This is a genomic window from Virgibacillus dokdonensis (genome assembly GCF_900166595.1).
Lineage (GTDB): Bacteria > Bacillota > Bacilli > Bacillales > Amphibacillaceae > Virgibacillus > Virgibacillus dokdonensis.
Window position 1 is genome coordinate 138424 of record NZ_LT745762.1, and the last position, 22295, is coordinate 160718.

General features: G+C 33.3%; 25 protein-coding genes. 6 read left to right on the forward strand and 19 right to left on the reverse strand.

What is annotated here, in order from left to right:
* Nucleotides 1-27 precede the first annotated feature (27 nt).
* From B2C77_RS01035 to B2C77_RS01070, 8 genes are all read right to left on the reverse strand, one after another.
* The gene (locus tag B2C77_RS01035; RefSeq protein WP_077701930.1) at nucleotides 28-3279 is read right to left on the reverse strand and encodes a type I restriction endonuclease subunit R; all 3252 of its coding nucleotides are present in this window, start codon (nucleotides 3277-3279) and stop codon (nucleotides 28-30) included.
* Nucleotides 3280-3312: 33 nt separating this feature from the next.
* Nucleotides 3313-4590 (reverse strand): restriction endonuclease subunit S, encoded by a 1278-nt coding sequence (locus B2C77_RS01040; RefSeq protein WP_077701932.1) that lies wholly within the window; start codon nucleotides 4588-4590, stop codon nucleotides 3313-3315.
* Nucleotides 4580-6097, reverse strand: coding sequence for a class I SAM-dependent DNA methyltransferase (locus tag B2C77_RS01045; protein ID WP_077701935.1), 1518 nt, complete (start codon nucleotides 6095-6097; stop codon nucleotides 4580-4582). The genes B2C77_RS01040 and B2C77_RS01045 overlap by 11 nt, the downstream gene beginning before the upstream one ends.
* A 16-nt stretch (nucleotides 6098-6113) precedes the next feature.
* The gene (locus B2C77_RS01050; protein WP_077701937.1) at nucleotides 6114-6707 is read right to left on the reverse strand and encodes a helix-turn-helix domain-containing protein; all 594 of its coding nucleotides are present in this window, start codon (nucleotides 6705-6707) and stop codon (nucleotides 6114-6116) included.
* Between the two features lie 233 nt (nucleotides 6708-6940).
* Entirely contained in the window at nucleotides 6941-7282 is a 342-nt protein-coding gene (locus B2C77_RS01055; RefSeq protein WP_077701939.1) for a recombinase family protein, read from the reverse strand.
* 141 nt (nucleotides 7283-7423) lie between these two features.
* On the reverse strand, nucleotides 7424-7636 hold the full coding sequence (locus B2C77_RS01060) for a helix-turn-helix domain-containing protein (RefSeq protein ID WP_077701941.1): 213 nt from the start codon (nucleotides 7634-7636) through the stop codon (nucleotides 7424-7426).
* 210 nt (nucleotides 7637-7846) lie between these two features.
* Nucleotides 7847-8698: an ATP-binding protein gene (locus tag B2C77_RS01065; protein ID WP_077701943.1), complete on the reverse strand. Its 852-nt coding sequence runs from the start codon at nucleotides 8696-8698 to the stop codon at nucleotides 7847-7849.
* Entirely contained in the window at nucleotides 8643-9554 is a 912-nt protein-coding gene (locus tag B2C77_RS01070) for a hypothetical protein (RefSeq protein WP_077701945.1), read from the reverse strand. Before B2C77_RS01070 ends, B2C77_RS01065 begins: the two co-directional genes overlap by 56 nt.
* A 574-nt stretch (nucleotides 9555-10128) precedes the next feature.
* On the opposite strand from B2C77_RS01070, the gene B2C77_RS01075 reads away from it, so the two are divergent.
* Entirely contained in the window at nucleotides 10129-11127 is a 999-nt protein-coding gene (locus B2C77_RS01075) for a replication-relaxation family protein (RefSeq protein ID WP_077701946.1), read from the forward strand.
* 485 nt (nucleotides 11128-11612) lie between these two features.
* On the opposite strand, the gene B2C77_RS01080 is transcribed toward B2C77_RS01075, so the two are convergent.
* On the reverse strand, nucleotides 11613-11816 hold the full coding sequence (locus B2C77_RS01080) for a hypothetical protein (protein ID WP_077701947.1): 204 nt from the start codon (nucleotides 11814-11816) through the stop codon (nucleotides 11613-11615).
* A gap of 487 nt (nucleotides 11817-12303) precedes the next feature.
* Here B2C77_RS01080 and B2C77_RS01085 point away from each other — a divergent pair, with 487 nt between their 5' ends.
* Complete coding sequence (locus B2C77_RS01085; protein WP_077701948.1) at nucleotides 12304-12846, forward strand: hypothetical protein; 543 nt, start codon at nucleotides 12304-12306, stop codon at nucleotides 12844-12846.
* Between the two features lie 562 nt (nucleotides 12847-13408).
* Here the strand turns inward: B2C77_RS01085 and B2C77_RS01090 are convergent.
* The 4 genes from B2C77_RS01090 to B2C77_RS01105 form a co-directional block, all read right to left on the reverse strand.
* Nucleotides 13409-13624: a DUF7695 domain-containing protein gene (locus B2C77_RS01090; protein ID WP_077701949.1), complete on the reverse strand. Its 216-nt coding sequence runs from the start codon at nucleotides 13622-13624 to the stop codon at nucleotides 13409-13411.
* Nucleotides 13625-13773: 149 nt separating this feature from the next.
* Complete coding sequence (locus B2C77_RS22430; protein WP_367946627.1) at nucleotides 13774-13893, reverse strand: hypothetical protein; 120 nt, start codon at nucleotides 13891-13893, stop codon at nucleotides 13774-13776.
* A 210-nt stretch (nucleotides 13894-14103) separates the two neighbouring features.
* Complete coding sequence (locus tag B2C77_RS21290; RefSeq protein ID WP_141130640.1) at nucleotides 14104-14559, reverse strand: hypothetical protein; 456 nt, start codon at nucleotides 14557-14559, stop codon at nucleotides 14104-14106.
* Nucleotides 14560-14680: 121 nt separating this feature from the next.
* On the reverse strand, nucleotides 14681-15262 hold the full coding sequence (locus B2C77_RS01105; protein ID WP_254843913.1) for an HNH endonuclease: 582 nt from the start codon (nucleotides 15260-15262) through the stop codon (nucleotides 14681-14683).
* A 249-nt stretch (nucleotides 15263-15511) separates the two neighbouring features.
* Here B2C77_RS01105 and B2C77_RS01110 point away from each other — a divergent pair, with 249 nt between their 5' ends.
* Nucleotides 15512-15775, forward strand: coding sequence for a hypothetical protein (locus B2C77_RS01110; protein ID WP_077701953.1), 264 nt, complete (start codon nucleotides 15512-15514; stop codon nucleotides 15773-15775).
* Between the two features lie 66 nt (nucleotides 15776-15841).
* Here the strand turns inward: B2C77_RS01110 and B2C77_RS01115 are convergent, their stop codons facing one another.
* From B2C77_RS01115 to B2C77_RS01125, 3 genes are read right to left on the reverse strand one after another with little or no spacing between them, the layout of a single operon-like run.
* Complete coding sequence (locus tag B2C77_RS01115; RefSeq protein ID WP_077701954.1) at nucleotides 15842-16264, reverse strand: hypothetical protein; 423 nt, start codon at nucleotides 16262-16264, stop codon at nucleotides 15842-15844.
* A gap of 18 nt (nucleotides 16265-16282) precedes the next feature.
* Entirely contained in the window at nucleotides 16283-16591 is a 309-nt protein-coding gene (locus tag B2C77_RS01120; RefSeq protein WP_077701957.1) for a hypothetical protein, read from the reverse strand.
* 14 nt (nucleotides 16592-16605) lie between these two features.
* The gene (locus B2C77_RS01125; protein ID WP_062351146.1) at nucleotides 16606-16896 is read right to left on the reverse strand and encodes a hypothetical protein; all 291 of its coding nucleotides are present in this window, start codon (nucleotides 16894-16896) and stop codon (nucleotides 16606-16608) included.
* A 107-nt stretch (nucleotides 16897-17003) separates the two neighbouring features.
* On the opposite strand from B2C77_RS01125, the gene B2C77_RS01130 reads away from it, so the two are divergent.
* Nucleotides 17004-17384: a helix-turn-helix domain-containing protein gene (locus tag B2C77_RS01130; protein WP_254843914.1), complete on the forward strand. Its 381-nt coding sequence runs from the start codon at nucleotides 17004-17006 to the stop codon at nucleotides 17382-17384.
* Between the two features lie 389 nt (nucleotides 17385-17773).
* Here the strand turns inward: B2C77_RS01130 and B2C77_RS01135 are convergent, their stop codons facing one another.
* Nucleotides 17774-18751 (reverse strand): DUF4268 domain-containing protein, encoded by a 978-nt coding sequence (locus B2C77_RS01135; protein ID WP_077701962.1) that lies wholly within the window; start codon nucleotides 18749-18751, stop codon nucleotides 17774-17776.
* A gap of 353 nt (nucleotides 18752-19104) precedes the next feature.
* Between B2C77_RS01135 and B2C77_RS21510 the strand changes: the two genes are divergently transcribed.
* The gene (locus B2C77_RS21510; RefSeq protein ID WP_176087252.1) at nucleotides 19105-19281 is read left to right on the forward strand and encodes a hypothetical protein; all 177 of its coding nucleotides are present in this window, start codon (nucleotides 19105-19107) and stop codon (nucleotides 19279-19281) included.
* On the forward strand, nucleotides 19278-20813 hold the full coding sequence (locus tag B2C77_RS01140; RefSeq protein WP_077701965.1) for a recombinase family protein: 1536 nt from the start codon (nucleotides 19278-19280) through the stop codon (nucleotides 20811-20813). The genes B2C77_RS21510 and B2C77_RS01140 overlap by 4 nt, the downstream gene beginning before the upstream one ends.
* Before the next feature lie 94 nt (nucleotides 20814-20907).
* Here B2C77_RS01140 and B2C77_RS01145 read toward each other — a convergent pair whose 3' ends face one another.
* Nucleotides 20908-21264, reverse strand: coding sequence for a nucleotidyltransferase family protein (locus tag B2C77_RS01145; RefSeq protein WP_367946628.1), 357 nt, complete (start codon nucleotides 21262-21264; stop codon nucleotides 20908-20910).
* A gap of 26 nt (nucleotides 21265-21290) precedes the next feature.
* Nucleotides 21291-22064: a hypothetical protein gene (locus tag B2C77_RS01150; protein WP_077701970.1), complete on the reverse strand. Its 774-nt coding sequence runs from the start codon at nucleotides 22062-22064 to the stop codon at nucleotides 21291-21293.
* Between the last annotated feature and the right edge of the window lie 231 nt (nucleotides 22065-22295).

Sequence of the window (22295 nt, forward strand, 5' to 3'; positions counted from 1 at the left end):
TTTATTAGAAATGACTGACATTCGCTGTTATAATCTATATTCACCTTTTGATTCTGCAGCTTGCTGTATATCCCAATCCCTTACTTCCGTATTTTCCGCCATCAATTCTGCTTGATGCATAACAGTATCCAAAGCTTTTTTCGCCTGTTCTGGTGGATAATCATACTTTTTCAAGAGCCTCTTAATAATTCGTCGCATTCCAGCTCGTGCGCTCTTTCGAACATGCCAATCAATAGTCATGTTACGTCTTACTGCCTGTGTAAGTTCGTTTGCTATTTTTAGTAATACTTCATCTTCCATTAACTCTTTTACAATGGATTCAGATGTTAAAGCATCATAGAAGGCAATTTCATCATCGTTTAAGCCTAAGTCTTCTTCCTCTTGTCGTGCCTTTTTCATATCATTTGCCATTTGGATTAATTCTTCCATTACTTCAGCATTTGTAATTGCTTGGTTTTTGTATTTATTTAAGGACTGTTTTAGTTTTTCCGAGTATTTCTTAGATTTAACGAGGTTGCGTTTCTCCATCGTTTTGATGTTGCCTTCTAATAGCTTTTTAAGCATTTCAACTGCTAAGTTTTTATGCTCGTATGTTCGAACCTCTTCTAAGAACTCTTCCGATAAAATGGATACATCTGGATGTTTCAGTCCCATTACTTCAAATACATCTACCGCTTCTTCAGAAATAATAGAGCGCTCCAGTAACTGACTAACTCGTGCTTCTACTTCCTTTTTCGATTTACGTTTCGGTTGTTTTTCTTGAAGTTTATTAAGACTTGCTTTAACTGCTTTAAAATAGCTAACTTCCAGTGCTACAGCTTTACCTTCATCAGTCGCAGCACATAACGAATGGGCCTTGGCTAATTCTGTTGCTGTCTGTTTAAATTCCTTTTGTTCCTTGTCATTCTTACCGAAGATGACGTTCATACCACCAGTAATGGCACGAATTCGTCCTGATTGTGATGTACTCATATAAGCCGAGTAATCATAACCGTGCATCATATTTTGCAAGATTTCCAATTTCTCTTTCATTACAGCAACAGCAGCTGAAGTATCAATACCTGTAGTTTCCTTATCACTGTCTGTATATTCATTTAACGCCTTTTTCAAGCTTTCTAATATTCCTATATAGTCAACAACTACCCCACCAGATTTATCTTTGAATACACGGTTAACCCTTGCAATCGCCTGCATTAAATTGTGGCCTTGCATTGGTTTATCGATATACATCGTATGCATGGAAGGAACATCGAATCCGGTTAGCCACATATCACGAACAATAACGATTTTTAATTCATCACTGTTATCTTTCATTCGTTTAGCTAATAAGTCTCGTCGTTTTTTTCCGCCAATGTGCGCTTGTAAAGCGTCCTCATCTCCTGCGCTACCAGTCATAACTACTTTTATTTTCCCTTTGTCTTCGTCATCAGAATGCCAATCTGGTCGAAGTTTAACAATTTCATCGTATAGTGCAACACAAATACGGCGACTCATACAGACAACCATCGCTTTCCCATCAATCGTTTTAGCTTTTTCTTCGTAATGGTTGACGATATCTTTTGCTAACTTCTGAATTCGACTAGGAGAACCAACAATTGCTTCAAGCCTAGACCATTTAGATTTATATTTTTCACGGGTCGATTCTTCTTGATCTTCCGTAATCTCTTCAAATTCTTCATCAATTCTGGCTAATTCCTCTTCATTGGCTTCTAAACGAATTATCCGATTTTCATAATAAATTCGAACTGTCGCTTCATCTTCCACTGCTCGTGTCATATCATATATATCAATATAATTACCAAAAACAGCTGGTGTTGATTTATCCTCTAGTTCAATCGGTGTTCCAGTAAAACCAATAAAGGAAGCGTTCGGAAGTGCATCACGCAAATATTTTGCATAACCATATTTCACATCGCCTGTTTTTGTATTTGTCTTGGCTGAAAATCCATATTGACTACGGTGGGCCTCATCCGCAATAATAATGACATTTTTACGATCAGTTAGGACAGGCACTTCTCCTTCTTCTTCCGGCTTAAACTTTTGGATAGTCGTAAAAATGATCCCACCTGATTGTCGTTCGTTTAGAAGATCGTACAATCCGTTTATCTCTTTAGATTTTTCATTAGCTTGTTGTTTTTTCTGCTCGTCAGTTAGCTTCCGAATATCTGCTTGTTTCGGAGCTTGTCTTAATATATCCTGTGACTTAGAGAAAGTAGAAAACAGCTGATCATCTAAATCATTTCGGTCTGTAATTACGACAATGGTTGGATTATTTAGTTGATTGATAAGCTGTCCTGTATAGAAAACCATTGAAAAACTTTTACCGGATCCTTGAGTATGCCAAATAACACCGATTTTACGATCTCCATTTTCACTTGTTGCTGTTTTTGTATGTTCCACAGCCTTTTTCACAGCAAAATATTGGTGGTAGGCAGCCATAATTTTTGCAATCGTCTTCTTATCCCCGATTTTCTTCCCATTTTCATCTCGTTCCTCTTCGTGCGATTCTTGGAAAAGAATAAAGTTTTGGATAATATCAATTAATCGTTCTTTTGAGAGCATCCCTCGCAACATGACCTCATATTGCGGAACTTCTAAAGGTTCAATCGTTTCGCCATCCACAGAACGCCAATTCATAAAACGTTCCTGATTAGCTGTAATGGTTCCAGCTTTAGCATTTATCCCATCCGATAAAATGCAAAATGCATTGTAGTAGAATAAGGAAGGGATATCTCGCTTATACGTTTGAATCTGTGCATAGGCATTATCAATACTTACGTTTTCATCAGAAGCGGATTTTAGCTCGATGACAACAAAAGGAATACCATTAATGAATAGGATTAAATCTGGGCGACGCTCTTCTTTTTCAACAATAGTAAATTGATTGACTACAAGAAATTCATTATTAGATGGTTTTTCAAAGTCTATTAAGAAAGCTTTCATTGAGCGATTTTGACCATCTTTGTGGAATGATACATCAATTCCCTCTGTTATCAATTTGTGAAAATAGCGGTTATTTTCTTCTAGGCTTGGACTGTTAAACGCAATAATTTGGCGAAACGCTTCTTCTAAAGCCTCATGTGGTAAATGCCTATTATTTTTAAATAATGCATCTTTAACACGGTTTTCTAAGATAACAGTTCTATAATCTTTCCGTTCCGGTCTTTCCCCATCAGAACTAATTTCGGGTCCAAAGATGTATTCATAGTCAAGCTCTTGAAGAATCTCAATGGCTGCTTCTTCTAGCTTATCTTCCGTAAAATTTTCTAGGAAACTCATTTACCTCACTCCTTTCACAATAAGATAATATTTTTAACTCTTACTTTCTAAAACCTCACCCTCTAATAAGACACGAATTTCCCCAGACATTAATTTTGGAAGAAGAATATCTCTTACTGATGTTAAATGCTTACTTTCTAATATATTGTTATAGATTAATCCTGAGATATTATCAATAAACTTTATAAAGTCTCGTTCTATATTCTTATTTGGCACTAATATTTTATGTTTTTTTACATGGGTGATTTTTATGCTAGGTTGGACAGATCCAATATTATAAGAAACCAATTCATTCTTGATATTTTGCAAATACTGATACAAGTAAAGATAAGAAATATTTTTCGTTCTTAAAGCTACTACATTCTGTGCAATACACCCTATATCTCCATAAAAAAGCTTCAATTCCCCAATGCTACCAACCGTAGACAATAGAATATCCCCTTCTTTTGGATGTCCATTTCTAAACCACGAATCATAGGTCTTCTTATCTACGAATTTAGTACAATTATCATAGTTTACGATTCGATTTTTTCCAGACAAAGCCCTTACATCAATAATAGGGTAACAAGTTACATCTTTGCTTAAAGGTGGCGTTTTACCTCTATTATCAATTACATCCACTAATTCACCTAGTTGACTTACATCCCAATCCTTTGGAATCATCCCTAACTCACTTTTGATCATTTCTCCACCACTGGATTTATATGGCTCACCATTCTCATTCGGAAACTCAAAATCCACAAACCAATGTTTAAATAAAGATTGCGCCATTTCTTCCAACTTTTCGTTGATTTTATTATTTGTTTTTGTTTTTTCGTCTAAGGTTGAGAGAATGTTTGCTATCACTCTTTGTTCTTTATCACTAGGAAAAGGTAACTTAATTGTCTCTAAACCCTTTTTGTTAATAGATGCAAAAACAGTACCTGTTTCTCTACTAGTTATTTCTCCAACATAGCTTTTTAATAAATAGTATAAAAACTCATTATTACCATTAAGCATTTTAAGACTTGCTAATCCACGGCCTATACATAAGTCAGTAGTTGCTACATTCACGTCTCCAACCGGAGCGCGAACACTCATTAAAATATCACCTTTATCGGCAAGCCTCTTTGGATCAGTACACCAAGTATCTATATCATGATATTTATCACCGAATGTTTTTCGTCCCTGCATAAAAGGTATTCCTAAACCTTCATTGTTATATGAATCTGACTTCGGAGATTGTCCCATTGTAATACTGGCTTTTAACTTTAACTCAACCACATCCCAATTTTCAGGGATTAAACCTACCTCAGATTTTTTAAAACTCATAGCCAATCCCCCCTAGATTCTTCTTAATCTCTTCTTCCAATCGGTGGGATTTATCAAATAACTCTCTTAATTCTCCAGTAAGAGTCTCCATTTTTTCTTCAAACGGAATACCATCATCTTCTATATCACCCAATCCAACATAACGGCCGGGAGTCAAAACATATTCATTCTCACGAACATCTGCTAAAGTTGCTGATTTACAGAAACCTTTAATATCCTTATATTTTCCATCTGGTCTTCGCCAATTCCGATAGGTTCCTGCGATTTTTTTAATATCCTCTTCCGTTAATTCACGTAAACGACGGTCAACCATTTGTCCCATGTTCCGAGCATCAATAAATAAAATTTCCTTTTCACGGCTTTGGTACGTAGGATGATTTTTTTTATTGCGGTTCAATATCCATAAAGAAACTGGAATTCCTGTAGAGTAAAATAATTTCTCAGGCAATGCAACAATGGCATCAACTAAATCGGCTTCCAATAAGTTCTTACGTATTTCTCCTTCATTAGATGTATTGGAACTTAACGAACCATTTGCTAAGACAATTCCAGCTGTACCATTTGGGGCAAGGTGATAAATCATATGTTGTAACCATGCATAGTTGGCGTTACCATTTGGTGGTGTTCCATATTTCCATCTCACATCATCAACTAATTCATTTCCTCCCCAGTCACTGATATTGAAAGGAGGATTTGCTAAGATGTAGTCAGCCTTTAGCGTTTTATGCAAGTCATTATGGAATGTATCCGCATGATGTTCACCGATATTCCCTTCAAGGCCACGAATAGCAAGATTCATCTTAGCAAGTTTCCAAGTAGTTGAGTTCAACTCTTGACCATATATAGACAAGTTTTCGATTTTTCCTTGTCGGCGTTCTACGAATTTTTCACTTTGTACAAACATACCGCCACTACCACAGCAAGGGTCATATATACGACCTTCATATGGCTCAATCATTTCAACCAATGTTTTTACAACACTTTGTGGTGTATAGAACTCTCCACCACCTTTACCCTCTGCACTTGCAAATTTACCTAAGAAATATTCATAAATACGACCAAGCAAATCCTTTTCTTCTTTACTGTGTAGTTTAATCGTTGAAATTAAATCAATGAGTTCACCTAAACGACGTTTATCAAGTTCTGGTCGTGCATAGCGCTTATCTAATACCCCTCGTAATGATGGGTTTTCTTTCTCAATTGCAATCATCGCTTCATCAATATATTGTCCAATTTTGGGATCCTTTGCACGGTCTTTAATGAAGTCCCAACGCGCTTCTTTTGGAACCCAGAAGATATTTTCGTATGTATATTCATCACGATCTTCTTCAAAGCCATCTCCTTCTTCAACTAACTCGTTATATTTTGTTTCAAATTTATCTGAAATATATTTCAGGAAAATTAATCCTAATGCAACGTGTTTATACTCAGATGCATCCATACTTCCACGTAATTTATCCGCTGCTTTCCAAAGTGTTTCCTCAAATCCAATCTTTGCTGTTTCCATGTCCTAAAACTCCTTTTTAGTAGTTGTGGTCATCTAATACTTCAAATAATTCACTCTCAAATTCATCCTGTTCAGGGCCTGTGGACACCCAATCAGGTAACACTCCTAAGTAATGCGCCAATCCTTCAATTGTCTTATGGAAAGTTGGTTCATGTTGTGCTTTATCTAAAAGCTCCAGAACTAACTTAAATGTATCTAAATAAGGCTGATGTTCCGTTTTATTTATCATGTTCCGGAACTTTTCAATAAGCTTTGCCCTTTCAATATCATGCTCAATTTGATTTATTTCCTCTCTATCATAAACAGGAACCTCAATGAGATCGTTTTCTTCACCAATTAGAAATTGTTCTTCATGTTTCATTATAACAGGTTGAAGATCTCGTTTTAGCTTCTCCTTTTGGATTTCCAGTTTTTCCAATTCGGATAATTCCTTAGAAAAGTATCTGGCCTCTATACCAAATATAGTTTCTAAAGTAGGTAGATGCTTTTTAGAGATATTCTGCTTTCCTTTAATCCATAGGTTAATATTTTGCTTTTTGATGCCAAGTTTCTCAGCTAATTCGATGTGCTGCATCCCATAAAGGTCTAAGATGTATTCTAAACCTATCAATTGATCACCTACCTTTAAATATTGTCTGAGTCAATATATAGTTATATTGTAATAGGAAATTTGTATACAGTCAAATGTTGAGTAGAACTAAAATCCGTAGTGATTATCTAGCTTTGACTAAATAATTACTACGGACTGTTTATTTTTTTATTCGTCAATTATTTTAAATTAATACTTTAATTCTTTTACTTTACAACTGATATCCCATACTGATTAATCAACCATTAAGTCCTTTAAATTAACCCCCAATTCCCTTCAACAGTATTAATACTGTTATCCAATGTAATAATATCAACTTTATGTTGTCGGCAAAGTTCTTGCAAGTGGGTTACTTGATCATAAAATCTGAAAAATCGAGTAGCTGTAGCGGCAATGATTACATCAATTTTTCCATCTTGAGCTTCTTTTATCACTTCTTTTAGCCCAACATTTAATCCTGACGCTATTTCTTGATATACCTTGCTTAACTGCCAATCTTGATTATCGATATACTCCTCTATCGCTTCCATCTGCATTCCTAAATAATATTCACTATGTTCCTCGTTTGATGTTCTTACATATGCTACACATTTCATAATATAAATCTCTCCTTAAAATTTTATAATGTCGTGTAAATCAAATTCTTTAATCTTGTTAGTAACATTTTTCCTAATAATAAACATCACTAGCTTAATTTCGTATTTTAAATAATCGAGAAATGTCACTCTCCACTCTGTTTATTTTTTAATCTGAAAAACGTCATTAAATTCTAGACCTAATTGCTGTGATATTTTCTTTGCAACTGCTGGACTAGGGTTTTTCTTATGGTTAATAATTTGGTTAAAATAATTTTCACTTAGCCCAGTAAGCCTCGAAAACTCACGTTGAGAATACCCTTCTTCTATTAATATAGCTCTTAGTTCCTCAGAATCTTTAACGATAATTTTCATGTTTTATCATTCACCCCTTTCATTAATACCAAGCAAATAAAAAAGAGAAAACCACCTTTAATAGACCGCAGCTTACACATACATCGCTGTCACTCTATAAATTGGGGTTCTCCCTTTTTAGTCCTATATTCAATTCTTTCTTTTGACTACTACAATAATATTTTAACAAAGTTTTTCTATATTCTAAGAGTTTATACACATTAAACCACTTCATTCGGAAAATATTTTTGCAATCTTTTCGTTTTCCTTCTTAGCCATTATCTCCCTTACACTCTCTTCTGGCATAACAACTGGGAATGTCATTTTTTCGATACGACTTTTTATTCTCCCAGCAGGGTACTTCTTTTGGAGTAACCGTATTGGCATATTCGAAGTAATAATAGTTGGTCTTTTATAACTCATTCGTTCGTCTAAAATTTGTGTTAATACTTCCTCCGACCAATCTGTTGTTTTCTCAACACCTAAATCATCCATTACCAATACTGGAGCTTGCTTAAATGATTCCATTAAATTATAAAAGTTTCTGTTAGGATCTTTCATAGAAAATGAATGCTTCATCTCATTTAGCATATTTACTACCGAAATATACATTGGCTTGATCTGATACTTGATGATGAGTTCGTTGGTGATTGCAATTGACAGAAGCGTTTTACCAGATCCTTTTACATTACTATAAAAGTATAATCCTTTGCCCATGTCCTCCAACTCTGGATATTGTTCTACATAGCGTGTTGCAATTTTCTTAGCATATTGCGCTACTCTACCATTATCGTTTATCTGATAGATTTTTGTATCGAAATCTTGGATTCTTTTATTTAAATATTCATCTGGTATTCTAGCAGTCTTAATTTTACGCAACAGTTCTTTGTATTCTCTGCATTTACACATCATCATATATTCAAATCCATTTTCCTTAATAACATGAATCAGTCCAGATCCATCACATTCTCTGTACATACAATCATCTGTTGCTTTTGTTAATCTACCCGGCATCTTGTATAATGGCTCAGCCGTATCGTTGGAAGTATTCGTCTTGGGCAATATATCCTGTAGCTTGTTCATCCTCTAAAACCTCCTGTTGATATTTATATGCTTGATCAAAAATGTAATTTGCTACATATCGAAATGTCCGAATATTATCTAGCTTGTGTTTCGGTTTAAAGTTATTGAAGCAATCTTTTATCCAACCAATAACTCGATGAGTCTCCCAGTTTTCGTCTACAACATCCTTAATCGCTGTTTGGTCATTAAACGATAACTGCTTGTTTTTGCTAAGACTCAAGTAGGTTTTACTAAATAATTCAAATTGATTTGAATCGTAAATATTAATGTCATCTTCAATCCGTTCATTTGATGAAGAAGACTCTGAATTAATTTTTGGAGTAATCTCTGTAGTAATCTCTGTAGTAATCTCTGGTATTGCAGCGCAATCACTTAGCTTCGAATCACTTTTTTCCACATTCGGAGAAACAGTTTGTTTACTCGAAGTATCATTTTCTTCCATTCGTAATAACTGTTTGTAATCATCTATTGGATATCCTAAATTACCTAAATCTAGGATGACTTTCACTAAGTTCACACGATATTGTAATGTCTTATCCCACTTATACCGAGGGTTATTTCGTCTTTTAACATAATTTTTTTCTACTATTTTACCTAGATACTTTCGAATCGTATTAGCTGATACACCGAGCATTACTTCCTCAGCCAACTCCTCAGCTTTTTTATAAATCCAACCGTGTTTATAAGAATTTGCTGAATCATTTTCTAAGCGCACTCTTTCCTCAAATTTATATTTTTCGGCATCTTTCATACGATCTATCCAGTAAATTAATTGACCTAAGATTACAGCTTCTTCCATACTTCCTGTTAATCCTACCAAGTCTTCTCTGATGACAGCCTTTTTTATTTTCCGCAATTGAATCTCTCACCTCTTACTTAATATGTTTTTAATGTAGGTAGAATTTTATTTCCTGATTATCATCTCCTCGTCTACGTCTGCCAATTGGATAAAAAAGAGAAAAACCCATGACAGACGTAGCAAAATATATACACGCAATTATGTGTATATTTCACTACTTCCTCATGGGTTTTTCCCTTGTTTGTTGAGAAAGTCGATCAATTTATTTATTTGACTATCATTATACAACTATCATTTTATTTTGCAAGTCTTTTTTACATTTGTTTTATAAATAACCACTCAGCATTGAATTTATTTATATTTCCTTACAAGTCTAGAAATATCAAAATTTGAAAGTAAACTGTTTATAGAACACATCCCTTTCACCATTAACCACACTTGTAATAAGGTTAGAGATAAAAATTAGCTGCAACTAAGTTAATTACTCAGGAGAAGTGTATTATTCATGTGGCCCACCCCTGTGTAATTCACTTTTTATAAAGCTGACAATAATAGTGAAAGATAAAAATCCAAAAGTGTTCTGATAAGCAAATACCATTCACCCAAAGAGAAAGGAGAAAGAAGAAAACACATGCAAGATAAAATCATCTTAAAGAAAAATGCGAGACAACGATTAGAACTGAAAAAGGTAGATATAGAGCTATTGGCTTTCTTAGAGCAACAACGACTATTAACCTTGCAGCAATTTTATCAAGCAGCTAAACACCTATTTGAATTGAGAATAGAAGAATATAGTTTTAAGAATCGAATCAGAAAATTTGAGGACTATCACCTAATACGTTCTGAATATTATTCTGAGGGTTTTGATGGAGAACGCTTTAAATATCTTAGTATTGGAAGTAAAGCGGTAGATTTGTTAATAGAAAATGAATTACTAGACCAATCCTACAACAAATCTAAAATCTATAAATTTAACCAGAAGAAGAACTTAATGCATTTTCTAGCAACACAGCAAGCAGTAATTAATATATTAATCAACTTAAATGCTAAATCAATAAGAGATGTAACGACGGATGAAATAAAGTACCCTATTTTATACAATTTGACATCATTCTCTCATTCGCCAGCCGTTTTTCCTTATACTGAGTGGAAAAGGAAGGAAAAAAACTTGAATCGACAAAATAGCGGAGCATACCATGCTAAGATTGCCAAACATATGACTGCTGAAAAGTCCAGTACAGGGCCAAATGGAACAACAATGACGATTGTTAAACCAGACTGGATTATTCAGGTAAAAGGAAGAAGAAAAATAAAGGATGCAATCATTAATATTGAATTGGATATGGCTACTGAACCTATCGAAACATTAGTGCAGAAAGTATTTAAATATGCCCTTCTAGCAGAAAAGAACAAGGATGCAATCCATATTATGGATATTGTTATTGCAGATGATAGCTTCTCAAACCGTTCTACACTTAGTAACGGAATTAAAAGATCGAATAACATAGCTAAACAATTTGAATTAGATTCTGCAGTTGCAAGTAGAGCTAAACTATCTGGTTTGAAAATAATCGTTTCTTCTTTGAAGCAAAACGATAAAATAGTATATGAAGCTTTAAGTAGATACTAATCAATACTACTCACCTCACGCTAGTCATTCATTTCGAATGACTGCATACATACTATTCTACAAAATATTGATTAGAATACATTATTCGTCACCATTAATAGATACCATAATGAAACTCCAAAATATCAACACTTTCCATACTTTAACCTTCATTATTTTTTTAACCTTTTACTATTCGTTACGATTATTAGTAACCATTAGACAAAGTAATGTATTTATACGATAATTATTCACTCTAAATTGCTATTATTATTATATTGGTAACCAATAATAGATACCATACCGAACATTGCCTGTTCCTGTATTTCACTGACTTGTTTGCTCTATTCTTCCACCTAGTATCTATTAATAGTTACCTTTAATCGTTACCATATCTTATTTGACAAGTGTTAAGGGAATAAAATTCATAACAGTGCTGCTGGATGTTTAGGACATTTGTTCCTAGACATATCATTACAATTATTGTTTAGCTTACTACGTAATGTTCAGTCCGACTCTGTTATTAGGATGAAAACGAAAAAGATGACTCCTGTAAATAAGTAACAGAAGCCATCTTTTGCATTTTTCTCCCTCATGACGTACAAGGAAAATGCATCTGCTTTATCGAGTGACATTGCATCAGTCAGTGTAAATTGTTCGTCTTTTCCTGTTGTTCTTTTTATTACATAATATATTTCCATTTGGTTCATCACTTTTCCTCCCTTCCTTGATTTATATAAAAAACATTGATGGATTAATAACGATTGTTATCGCCAAGCACCCTACCGATGAATTCTAACTTATTCCTCGATCCAGAAGGTCTCTTATTTTGTTGTTTGTTGAAACAAAGGTAAATGAAAATATTCTTGCACAATTATTCTATCTTACGTTCAGCCACTTTCTAACCTTTTCATAAAGAATCTTGTTAATAATAACTATCGGACGTTTGATTAGATTTCCCTAATTTCCAAGAAAACTTTACAACTACTACTGTAGTAAATAGAAGCTATGCCTAGCCCTGTTGATGATAACAACAAAGAATTTACTATCTTCTTTCTTCCTCTTCGAATTAGAAACTAGTAAAAGTATAATATTTCAAATTATAAGAAGGGAAGATATATAAATTAACCTAATGCAAATTTGTCATTCACATTAAAACCACTGCATCAAATATACAACTGGAAAGGAAGCTTTGTAATGGAACTAAGTCACAATGAACAAAAGGAACTTTATGAAGAAATGCTCAATGTTAACGAGGAAAATATAGAAGGTGCATTCTTTGTCTCATCAATAGAGGAATTGAAAAGAAAAGCAATCGAGTTCTTGATGATAGAGTTGGAATATGACCAAATGGATCTGGAAGATATAGATTTGGAAATCCGCTGGAAAGGAAAAGGGTTATACTCTTTCTGGGGGCGTTATTTTACCAACAATCATTCATTAGTCCACATTTCTGAAATATTTGAAGATGAAACTGAGGTACTTACATCCATTTTCCTCGGAAACCTTACAGCAATAGAAAGAGAGCGTAGCAAATGGTATGAATATGGTGATTTTATATATGCTATTTGGAACAACTGTTTTGATCTAGTGGAAGTTGTCTATAGCGATGAAGAAGAAAAAATGCTTGAAAGAAGACGTGGTGGCTATCTTATTTCTGAATTACGTGAGTTAGATAACTATGGTTTTTATGATTTTCTAAGACAGTATGCAGAAAAAACAAGGATGGGTGTACTATAACATTACATCACTTGTATTATTTGAACCCACTTCGTGATCAAGAGACAGAGTGGATTGAAACCAAAAGTCTTACAAAAGGAATGCCCATCCCCTAAACATCAACCTATGCTGAATAAAATCACTTTAAGTTTCAGATGGGGTTTTAGTCATAATTAATAAGCATTTACAGGAATAGTAAGGGTTGCTCCTGTTTCTTCTAATAGGAGTAACCCTTTATTTATTTTTTTAAACACCATATGAAGCAATTAATTGGTAAGGGAGAGTCTATTATGTGGCAAATCAGAAAGTCATTAGATTAACCCTCTTCATTCCTTTCTTACGAGTAACAAGACCACTTGATAACCTTTTACATAAGTTTCCGTACTGCTATTACTTTTTACATAAAAGCCGTACCAAGTGCCTGACCTACATAAATCCCGTACCGGTATTACCAATTACATAATACATACCTCTAGAATTAAGATTATAAAAATTCCTCACCTATTGTTAATTACTTGTGCTGCTAAACAAGGTGTTAAGAATCATTTCCAATGGGTGTCAAAAAATTTTCCCAAACCTATCTTCAATTGTCCTCATAAACTGAATAACTAAAATCAATAAAATCCTCTAGTTTTCCATCTCCAGATTGATTCATCCCCCAGCCGTACCGCTGGTAATCCTTCCCTCCGTCTAGAAATATAGCCCCACATTTACATCTTTTAAAATCATAACTATCTTTTGATTCAATAATATCGTCACACTTTTTACAACGAACCTTGTTTACTAATACTCTTTTCACTAAATACCATTCCCTTCTAACCACTGTGTACGTTCGAGTGATAATGTAATTACAATAAAATTTGAAGATACAAAGCGTATTAAAAGGTGTAGGATTTTTGAATAACGATTTTAGGTATTATGATATGCTTTGTAATTTAGTGCATTATTTTATAGTTTAACGGCTTTAGCTAATACATCTTTCTTTATGCTCCAATGAAGGGAATTTTCTGTGACGACATCTACTTTTACACCCAGCAGATCTTCAACCTCATGTTTAAAATGAATCAAATCAAGTAAACTTCATGCCTTTTTCAATTTCGACAAGTAAGTCTAGGTCACTTTTTGGTCCGTCCTCAGATCTTGCTACCGAACTAAATACCCGTATATTACCAATTCCGTGCTTATACCCAATCTTTTTTTTAAGAACATCACACAACACGGTACATCCCTCTGATCCGTATTTTATCTTCTAATGAGAATGGATTAGGATAATGATCACTAATTATCCTTTTTTTGATCATCAACTATCTTTTGCAAGAATGCTTCCCACTCTTTATCTTCTAAGTAGAAAAAGTCCAAATATGAGGATTCAGTTTCATCTCCAGATGACCCCTTTTCTATCATCATTCTTTGACCATATCCTTCGTTTTGCGAAGAATACATATATTGCAAGTTAGAGATTAATTGGTTAAATCGTATGTCCGGTTCCTCTTCCCAAATCCTTTGTATGAGTGACATAATCCTATTTATTCGTTCTATCTCTCGGATTTTTTCACCTCTATTTTCTTCGGTATTAATTCTTTCAATTCTACCATCGTAATGTTCTTTAACCCATCCCTGTTCCGTTCTATATACAATAGCAGTCTTATGGACTTTTGCATCAATCCTTGCGCGTTCACCTGTCATCTTTGCCCACTTATCTACCCATTCAAACTTTCTCTTATTTTCTGTCATAAGATAACTCTATCCCTTCCCACTTTAATCTTAAAACAACTACGTCATATCTCATTTCATTATCGACTTTCCTTATTTGTTAGCAAGCAGAAAGTTAATATTTAACGTTTAAGAAACTGAATTAAACCGTTTCACATTGTTCAACTAATTTCACTTTATTTATATATTCGCCATATCCAATATCACCCTTATATAGATTACACTCAAGACAAGCACAAACACAGTTAAAAGGTGTACTAGCTCCATCTTTTGATTTAGGAACTTTGTGATCAATTGTATCACCGTAAAAACCGCAGTAATGACAAGTATATCTATCCCGTTCTAATACAAATTCCCTTAATGACTTCCAATTGAAGAAATTGTGGATTAATGTACTATGTACTATACCAGCCGCTCCCTCTTCCACTAGTTTCTTTGCTCTGTTATAGTTTATTATATTCTCATATCTATAATTACTTGCACTACGCCCACGTATGGTGATTTCCTTAGACGCATCTAGAATAGATGTATCGAAACTATATTCTAATCTTGGACCTAAAATTACTTCATGCCTACGATCTTTACAATCCCGACAAAATGATTTTCTTTTTGTTGGATTAGCCTTTCTTCCACCCTTAGCTTGAAATTCCTTTACATATTTAGTTTCCCTACATATTTTACATTTCTTATAGATCCTGCAAGCATCACCTACACTGACACCCAATATAAACACCTCCATTAAAGATACAATCAAACGGATATACCAAGATTAACAATTTCTAATGTCTTTAAATTAATCTTTTGACCATTAACTGACCTGATAGTGTATAAATCTTGTAAATTATTAGTTATAATAGTAGTAAATAAAGTTAGAGAAAAATGAACGCATGAGACAAGGACAATAGTTTAGGGAACAATTATAAACGGGGTATTCTATATTTTCGGTATGTAGATAGGAATGGGGACGAAAGTAATGAAAAGACACGTTGTAATTGGCTTTGATGCTAGAGATCATGTTGCTATAGGTATAGTATTTGAGGATTTCAAAGAAGCAAAGGAATATCTTAATTATTTAAACACGGAAAAGATTGGACAAATAATTGGACAGGAAAATCGTCTTCTCGAATACACAGATTTATTCGAAATGGATTATATTCCTTTAAAAAAGAAACTGGAGGATAATAGTAATCTTTCACAACAAGGCTTTTTACATAAATTCCGTACCGATAATATGTAAAAATCCATATACGTACATGAACCATATCTCACAAAAAGAAGCTTCCAGTTGGAAACTTCTATATAACTAATACTTTACAGAGTATTTGCTATTATGTTCATGTTGTTTGATCCATCTTTTGTATCTGTCCATATTAGATAATGTAAAGTTGAAACGCAGGGCAGTGTTACGCGTTCGAAATTCATCCCAATTCCTCGTTATACATTCAAAAACCTTATCCATTTGTATACTTTTATTTTTATTAGTAGAGGCAACATAGTAACACGCAAAAAGAAATGTCAAATCTACAAGAGGCATTGTTCCCTTTTTTGCTTCCACCATAATACTTTGGGGAATTACAAAATACCCATATTGATGAACCAATCTTCTTGGAACTTCTTTGCCATCATCAATCATGTAACGGATTATATATTCACCACGATTGGTGCTTACTTCCTCATCTTCAAATAAAGCTTTTGGTATTTCAATCATTCCTGCTTTTTTAACCATTATTTTCTCAAAAGCCCCTTAGTCAAATTTAATCGTTATTCGATTTGCCTTGTTATAAACTGATTCTGCCCTTCTTATGCATTCCAATCTATTCTTTTCAATTACTTCTAATTCAACGTCATACGCTACGCCCTTATTTTCCAATGTGGCCCCAATCGACTGGGTGATATAGCCTTTTGCACCCAAAAGAGCCATTATTTCATCAAATAATTCTGTTGCAAATCCTTGATGTGCCTGATCCGTCATAACCTTCTCTACATCATTTGTTTCCACAGCTGTTACAAGATCCACAACCAATTTCCCTCTATAAAGATTCTTAGATGACAATAAAAACATCTCCTTTATTTTTTAGGTATTAATAATGTATCTACAAAAAATGAAAATGCATCTTTAAATGCCACGCGATATGTTAACTTACTCTGCTGGAATACCTGTTGAAATATATTTGATTTAAGATCTTCAATAAGATTATTCTTAGCCTCTTCATCAAGATCGTTAATGCTTGACGATAGCTTCTGCTCTAAATCCTGATAAATGCCCTCCATAAACATTTCGTATTCCTCACTAGTAATAATATTTTCCAAACGATTTTCGATTAGTTGATTAACCAATCTTGGGAAACCATCAATCATTTAAACACTCCTCTATTCGTATTATGAATATATTTATATTACGAATATAACATAGTATCTATTGATTGTAAAACCAGAAAATAATACGATTAAGTAAATAGAAGAATGTGAAGGGAAATAAATTAATGGATGATACTCAGGCAGGAAAGTTAATACGTAGATTAAGAAGAGAAAATAAATTAACAATGGTTAATTTTGCAAAGAAAATTGGTCTTTCTCAACCTTCTTTATCGCGGATAGAAAGTGGTAACCAAGAGATCACCTTCTCCTTATTAGAAAAAATATGTAAGGCACTTAAAATATCAATGGGTGATTTTCTGTATGCACTTGAAGGGGAAAGTAAGCTACAAAACATTGAATTAAGTGAAGAAGATGATGTAGATACAGAAGAGGAACTAGATGCTATATTAAGTAAGATGATTTCAGCTTTATCGTTTGAACAGAAGAAAGGGTTATATACGCTGTTGCTTCCATATACTAAGGACTAGTGATGACAGATCTTTATATGACTATAAAAAGGAAGTGCCGTAAAAGTACTTCCTTTTATAGTGCTTCATTATATATCTTAAAGCTTCATTCAAAATAAAGTGCCTTACTAAATTATTAAGCACTCTTATTCTTTACACAATATACTAAAAAAAAGATAGCCATGATCAACCATAAAAATTTCACATGCTACAAACGCGTTTACTTATGGAAGGAAATCAAGGCTTTGAAAATAATAAAGCCTAATTCCTACTCATTTTTACTGAGGAATTAAGCTTCTGCTCATCAGCGTAATATTATCCAATTATTTAGCATTACTTTTTTTATAGTCTGGGAGGGATTAGGCCTCCTATTATTTATCACACTATTTTTACATAGGAAAAACTATTATCTATTCTATTTCTGAATCATATATATCCGTACCAAACTCCATAGTTTTTATACGTTTACTAAAAGCCCTTCTAAATTTCACCGTCATATCTACAAGCCAATCCAAATATTCATTCCATTTATCTTTGTCTTCAATATTGGCACTCCTTTTTAAACTTATTATCTTATCTCTATTTTCAGGGTTTGGATTCCACTGTAACTCTTCTCCAATTTCAGACTCAATATCATCTTTATACATTTTTAATTGGCTTAAAGCACTATCGGCAATTTTATTATTAATATAAACTCTGACTCCTATTTGATTAGATGAAGTAGACGCAATATTTGATAAGTTGATTCCTGATCTACCTAGTGACACATCATACCAATACTGTGGACGAGCAGTTTGAACTGAGGGAATATCTGGATGATTTTTTAATTTCTCCCTAAAATTAGACCAGAACTCCAGCTGCAGTTTTTTTGCTGGCGTTAGACTTTCGGTTGATTTTGAAATTGCTGTCTGTTTAACTATTTCTGTTGGTTGACTTACAACATTAAATCTAACAGCAGGCTTTGAGTCGTCAATTGACCATAATTCTAGTGAAACACCATAAAAGGAAATATTATTTGAAATATGGTCATTTAGCCAATCTAGTGCTTTTTTGTGTTCTTCAGTAAAGTTTGTAGCAATCCATATAATCGCTGAGGCATCTAATACAGAAGCATAAGTAATAGCCTTACCTAAATGATCATGATCAGTTTTTTCTAATTGATTTTCAATAACAATATAATCGTTGCTTCCAGCATCCTTTGCTAATATGTCAGCAGAATATGGTCCTACAGCTACTTCAGTACCCTCTACTTCAAGTTCGAGTCCCAGAGCTTTTCCTAATTCAGCAATATTCTCTTCATTTGCTAACCACGGTGTAAATTCTAAAGCTTCATGTGACCAGATATTTCTAACATTAACCTTTTTTAAATTCCCCAAGTTATCTGACACTCTATCACCTCATAACACAAAATGTTCATTTCCTAAAATTACTTATTATAAAGCTTAATAAATTTAATTATGTTAACGTTTATTATACTTATACAATATGAATTATAAAAGCCATTTTCCTACCAACTAACTTCTTTTGTTCACACCCCTCTCTAAAAATGATGATGTTTAATTCACAATATTTGTCTATTGATATTCATTATGAATTTATTCCAATTTCCAAATAAAATAAAAATATTTCTAATTTCCTCTTAAAATATCATTTTCCCGCGGTTATCATGTTTCAGCAAATGACAAGCCGGCTGTTATTTGTGTCTTAAAATCACAAATAGATAAGGGGAGTTCATTAAATTATGATGAAAAACGAAATTATAGATTACGATAAAGATTTCAGAATTAGACTTGCGACAAATAAAGAGTTAACAAAAATAAAAGGCTATGACTTTCTAAATTACCTAACTGACCTAATGGTTAAATATTCGGATTCTATAGGAGAAGGGCTTCCTATTGATTTGGAGGGTGAAGTATGACAGCGAAGATTGAAATGTCAGAAATGCAAGTTAACATGCCAGTAAAATATATAAGAGCATATGCTTATGTTCGTATTAGTACAAATAAACAATTAGATAACACGTCTATTGAACAACAAATTGAAGCTATTGAAAAATATTGTAAGGAAAATAATATTATTCTTGTGAAAATATTTATAGAGGAACCCGCATCCGGAGAAAGCTTTTCAAATAGACCTGAGTTTAAAGAGATGTTTTATAACGTTTTCCAAAAGGAGAATAACATTGATTCCATCATCGTATTTAAACAAGATCGTATATCTCGTAATTCTTTAGATTCCCAATATATCTTTAGTCGTCTAAAAAAGGCTAACAAGAACTTAATTTCTATCGCTGATAATATCGACACAAATGATCCTAATTCAAAGCTAATCTATCAGATATTAGGTATTATTGCAGAAGTCGAAAAAGATCTAATCGCCTTCCGTACATCACTTGGTATGGAGAAGACATTTGAAAATGGCGACTTTAACGGTGGAATGGTATTTGGGTACAATTTAATAAATAAGAAATTAGTAATTGACGAAGATGAAGCAAGAGTAGTTAAATATATTTTTGATTGTTACTCTAACAAAATGTGGGGTTATCGAAAAATAGCTAGTAGCTTAAATATGCAAGGTATCAAAACCAAAAAGGATAACCATTGGTCTATTACTGCTGTTAGAACTATTCTCAACAATAAAATTTACAATGGTTACGTTAAATGGAAAGGTAAATATAAAAAAGGTAACCATTATCCTATCATCAGTAACGAGCTTTGGGAAAGAACCCAAAAACTTTTATCACTACGTAGTTATACCCAAGATAAAATACACAACGGCTCCTTTCCATTATCAGGTCTATTAAAGTGTCCTACTTGTGGAGGCGCAATGGTACAAGGGAATGCAAACAAAAAATACAAATACTACGTGTGTGGCCGTTTCAAAAACGGTGGTTCCAAAGCATGTAATTCTAATCTTGTAAGAAAGGAATATGCCGAACAACTAGTTTTATCACAAGTTATGAAACACCTTAACAATCTAAACCTCTCTGTACCATTGCAAACAGTTGTTAATAATAATCTTAAAAGTGAACTTGAACCAATTGAAGAAGAACTTAAATTACTAGAAAAAAGTTTAAGAGGACTGAAAAGAGAGAAACAGGAACTCTTGCAACTTTATACGAAGAAAATAATCGATATTGACACACTTAGTGATGAAATGAAGAGAATTCAGAATCAAGAAAGTGAACAAAAGGAATTTATAACAAAACTAACAAGGCAGATAGAACTAAAAAACAACAATGACCTATTACCGGTAATTAACAGCATTGCTAATGATTTTAATTCACTTTTTAACCTATTAGATGACTATGATAAAAAAGAATTACTCCGGTTTCTTATCAAGGAAATTCAAGTAAATAGTGGAGAGAAACCTAAAGATCGAACAATCAAGAATATAGTTTACGAGTTTGATCAAGAGTTATTTGAGGAGATAAGTCGTGAACTTGTTTAACAACTTGTTTGGGATTTTACTGTATATGTGTATTTTTTCTTAGTCTGAAGCTAATTAGCAGTCTATTATTACAAATAGACTGCTAATTTTAATCTCATTGGTTGTCCTCGGTTACATATGTAATGGTTGACAGAATATCTGACTTTAAAGCAGGTTTAATATCATTTAATATGACTAAATCAATTTGCTTTTGAAAAAGATCCTCAAGGATAATTTTTAAGTCCATATAATTATCAAAAGATATATCTGAGGCATTAAATTCTACTAATACATCAATATCGCTTAATTCTTCTTGTTTATCACGATTATACGAACCGAACAAGCCGATTCGCTTAACACCGTATTCCACTCTCCATGTATTTAGGTTCTTAGACAATTCATCAATGATTTCTTGTTTCGATAACATAACATCAGCACCATTTCCCGATATTTCAATTGTTTTGAAGTTCAATGAAAGACAGAAAACGAGTAGGCTTTCTACTCGTTCGACTCTTCTAACAATATAGTAAAAATCAAATCATTTTCTAGTAGTTGTTTCGTTTTAATAATTGAAAGATGTTCGCTAATATCTCCAAGTTCGAGTTGAAGTGGCCCAGATGGATCTCCTCCAAAGGCAACTAAACGATATTCATTCTGATATTTAAAGAAGTTGTCTTTTTCAAAGAAGAGATCCAAACTTCCTTTATTAAAAGCACTAATTCTATCTGAACGGTTAATGGATTGGTCTTCATATCTTACAATATTCGTTACCACATTAACTCCTTTTTTCTTTGCAGCTTCATCTACTCGTTCTAAAAACTCACCCACATTTATGAGTGCCACGTGGTCACCAAAATCTTTTTCTGCTCTTTCTACCATTTCATTTGGTAGAACAAGTTTTACTTTTGCAATCCCTGTTTCTTTATCGAGACTTACTACTTCTAAGACATCAGGTGTAATTGCTGTCGCACAATACAAGTGATTTTGAAGATCATCATCGCTTCTTAATACAGATTCAGAAGCCTTTCCTTGAAGAATGACATTATCGCTCTCCATCGGCGTTAACTTCCAATCAACATCATTTAAAATTAGTGCCAATTCATTCTTATCTCCTTGCCCTTGATTTCCCTCTTTTTCTTCTTGTTCTTTAAAAAATTTAAACTGATTCATGTAAAGCAAGCCATTCGACAAATCCTCTAAATATTTCTTACTTGAAAATTTGAGCAGCCCGATTAATTTATTATCATTAGGAACAAGTTCTCTTAACTTCATAGTATCATTTTCCTTTCTAGTTTAGTTTCATATTTTTTGAATGCCTATAAAATTATCGGCCTAAAAAGAAACGTAGGGATAGTGATTCTGAATCACTTAAAGAAAATGATTCAAGAAAACCCTTCACTTTATTATTATAATGTTCAAAAGACTGCCGACACTAAATCATATAGATGTCATTTTTTAGGTAAATGAATTTTAGGGAATAAATTGACATACTTTTTTAATTAA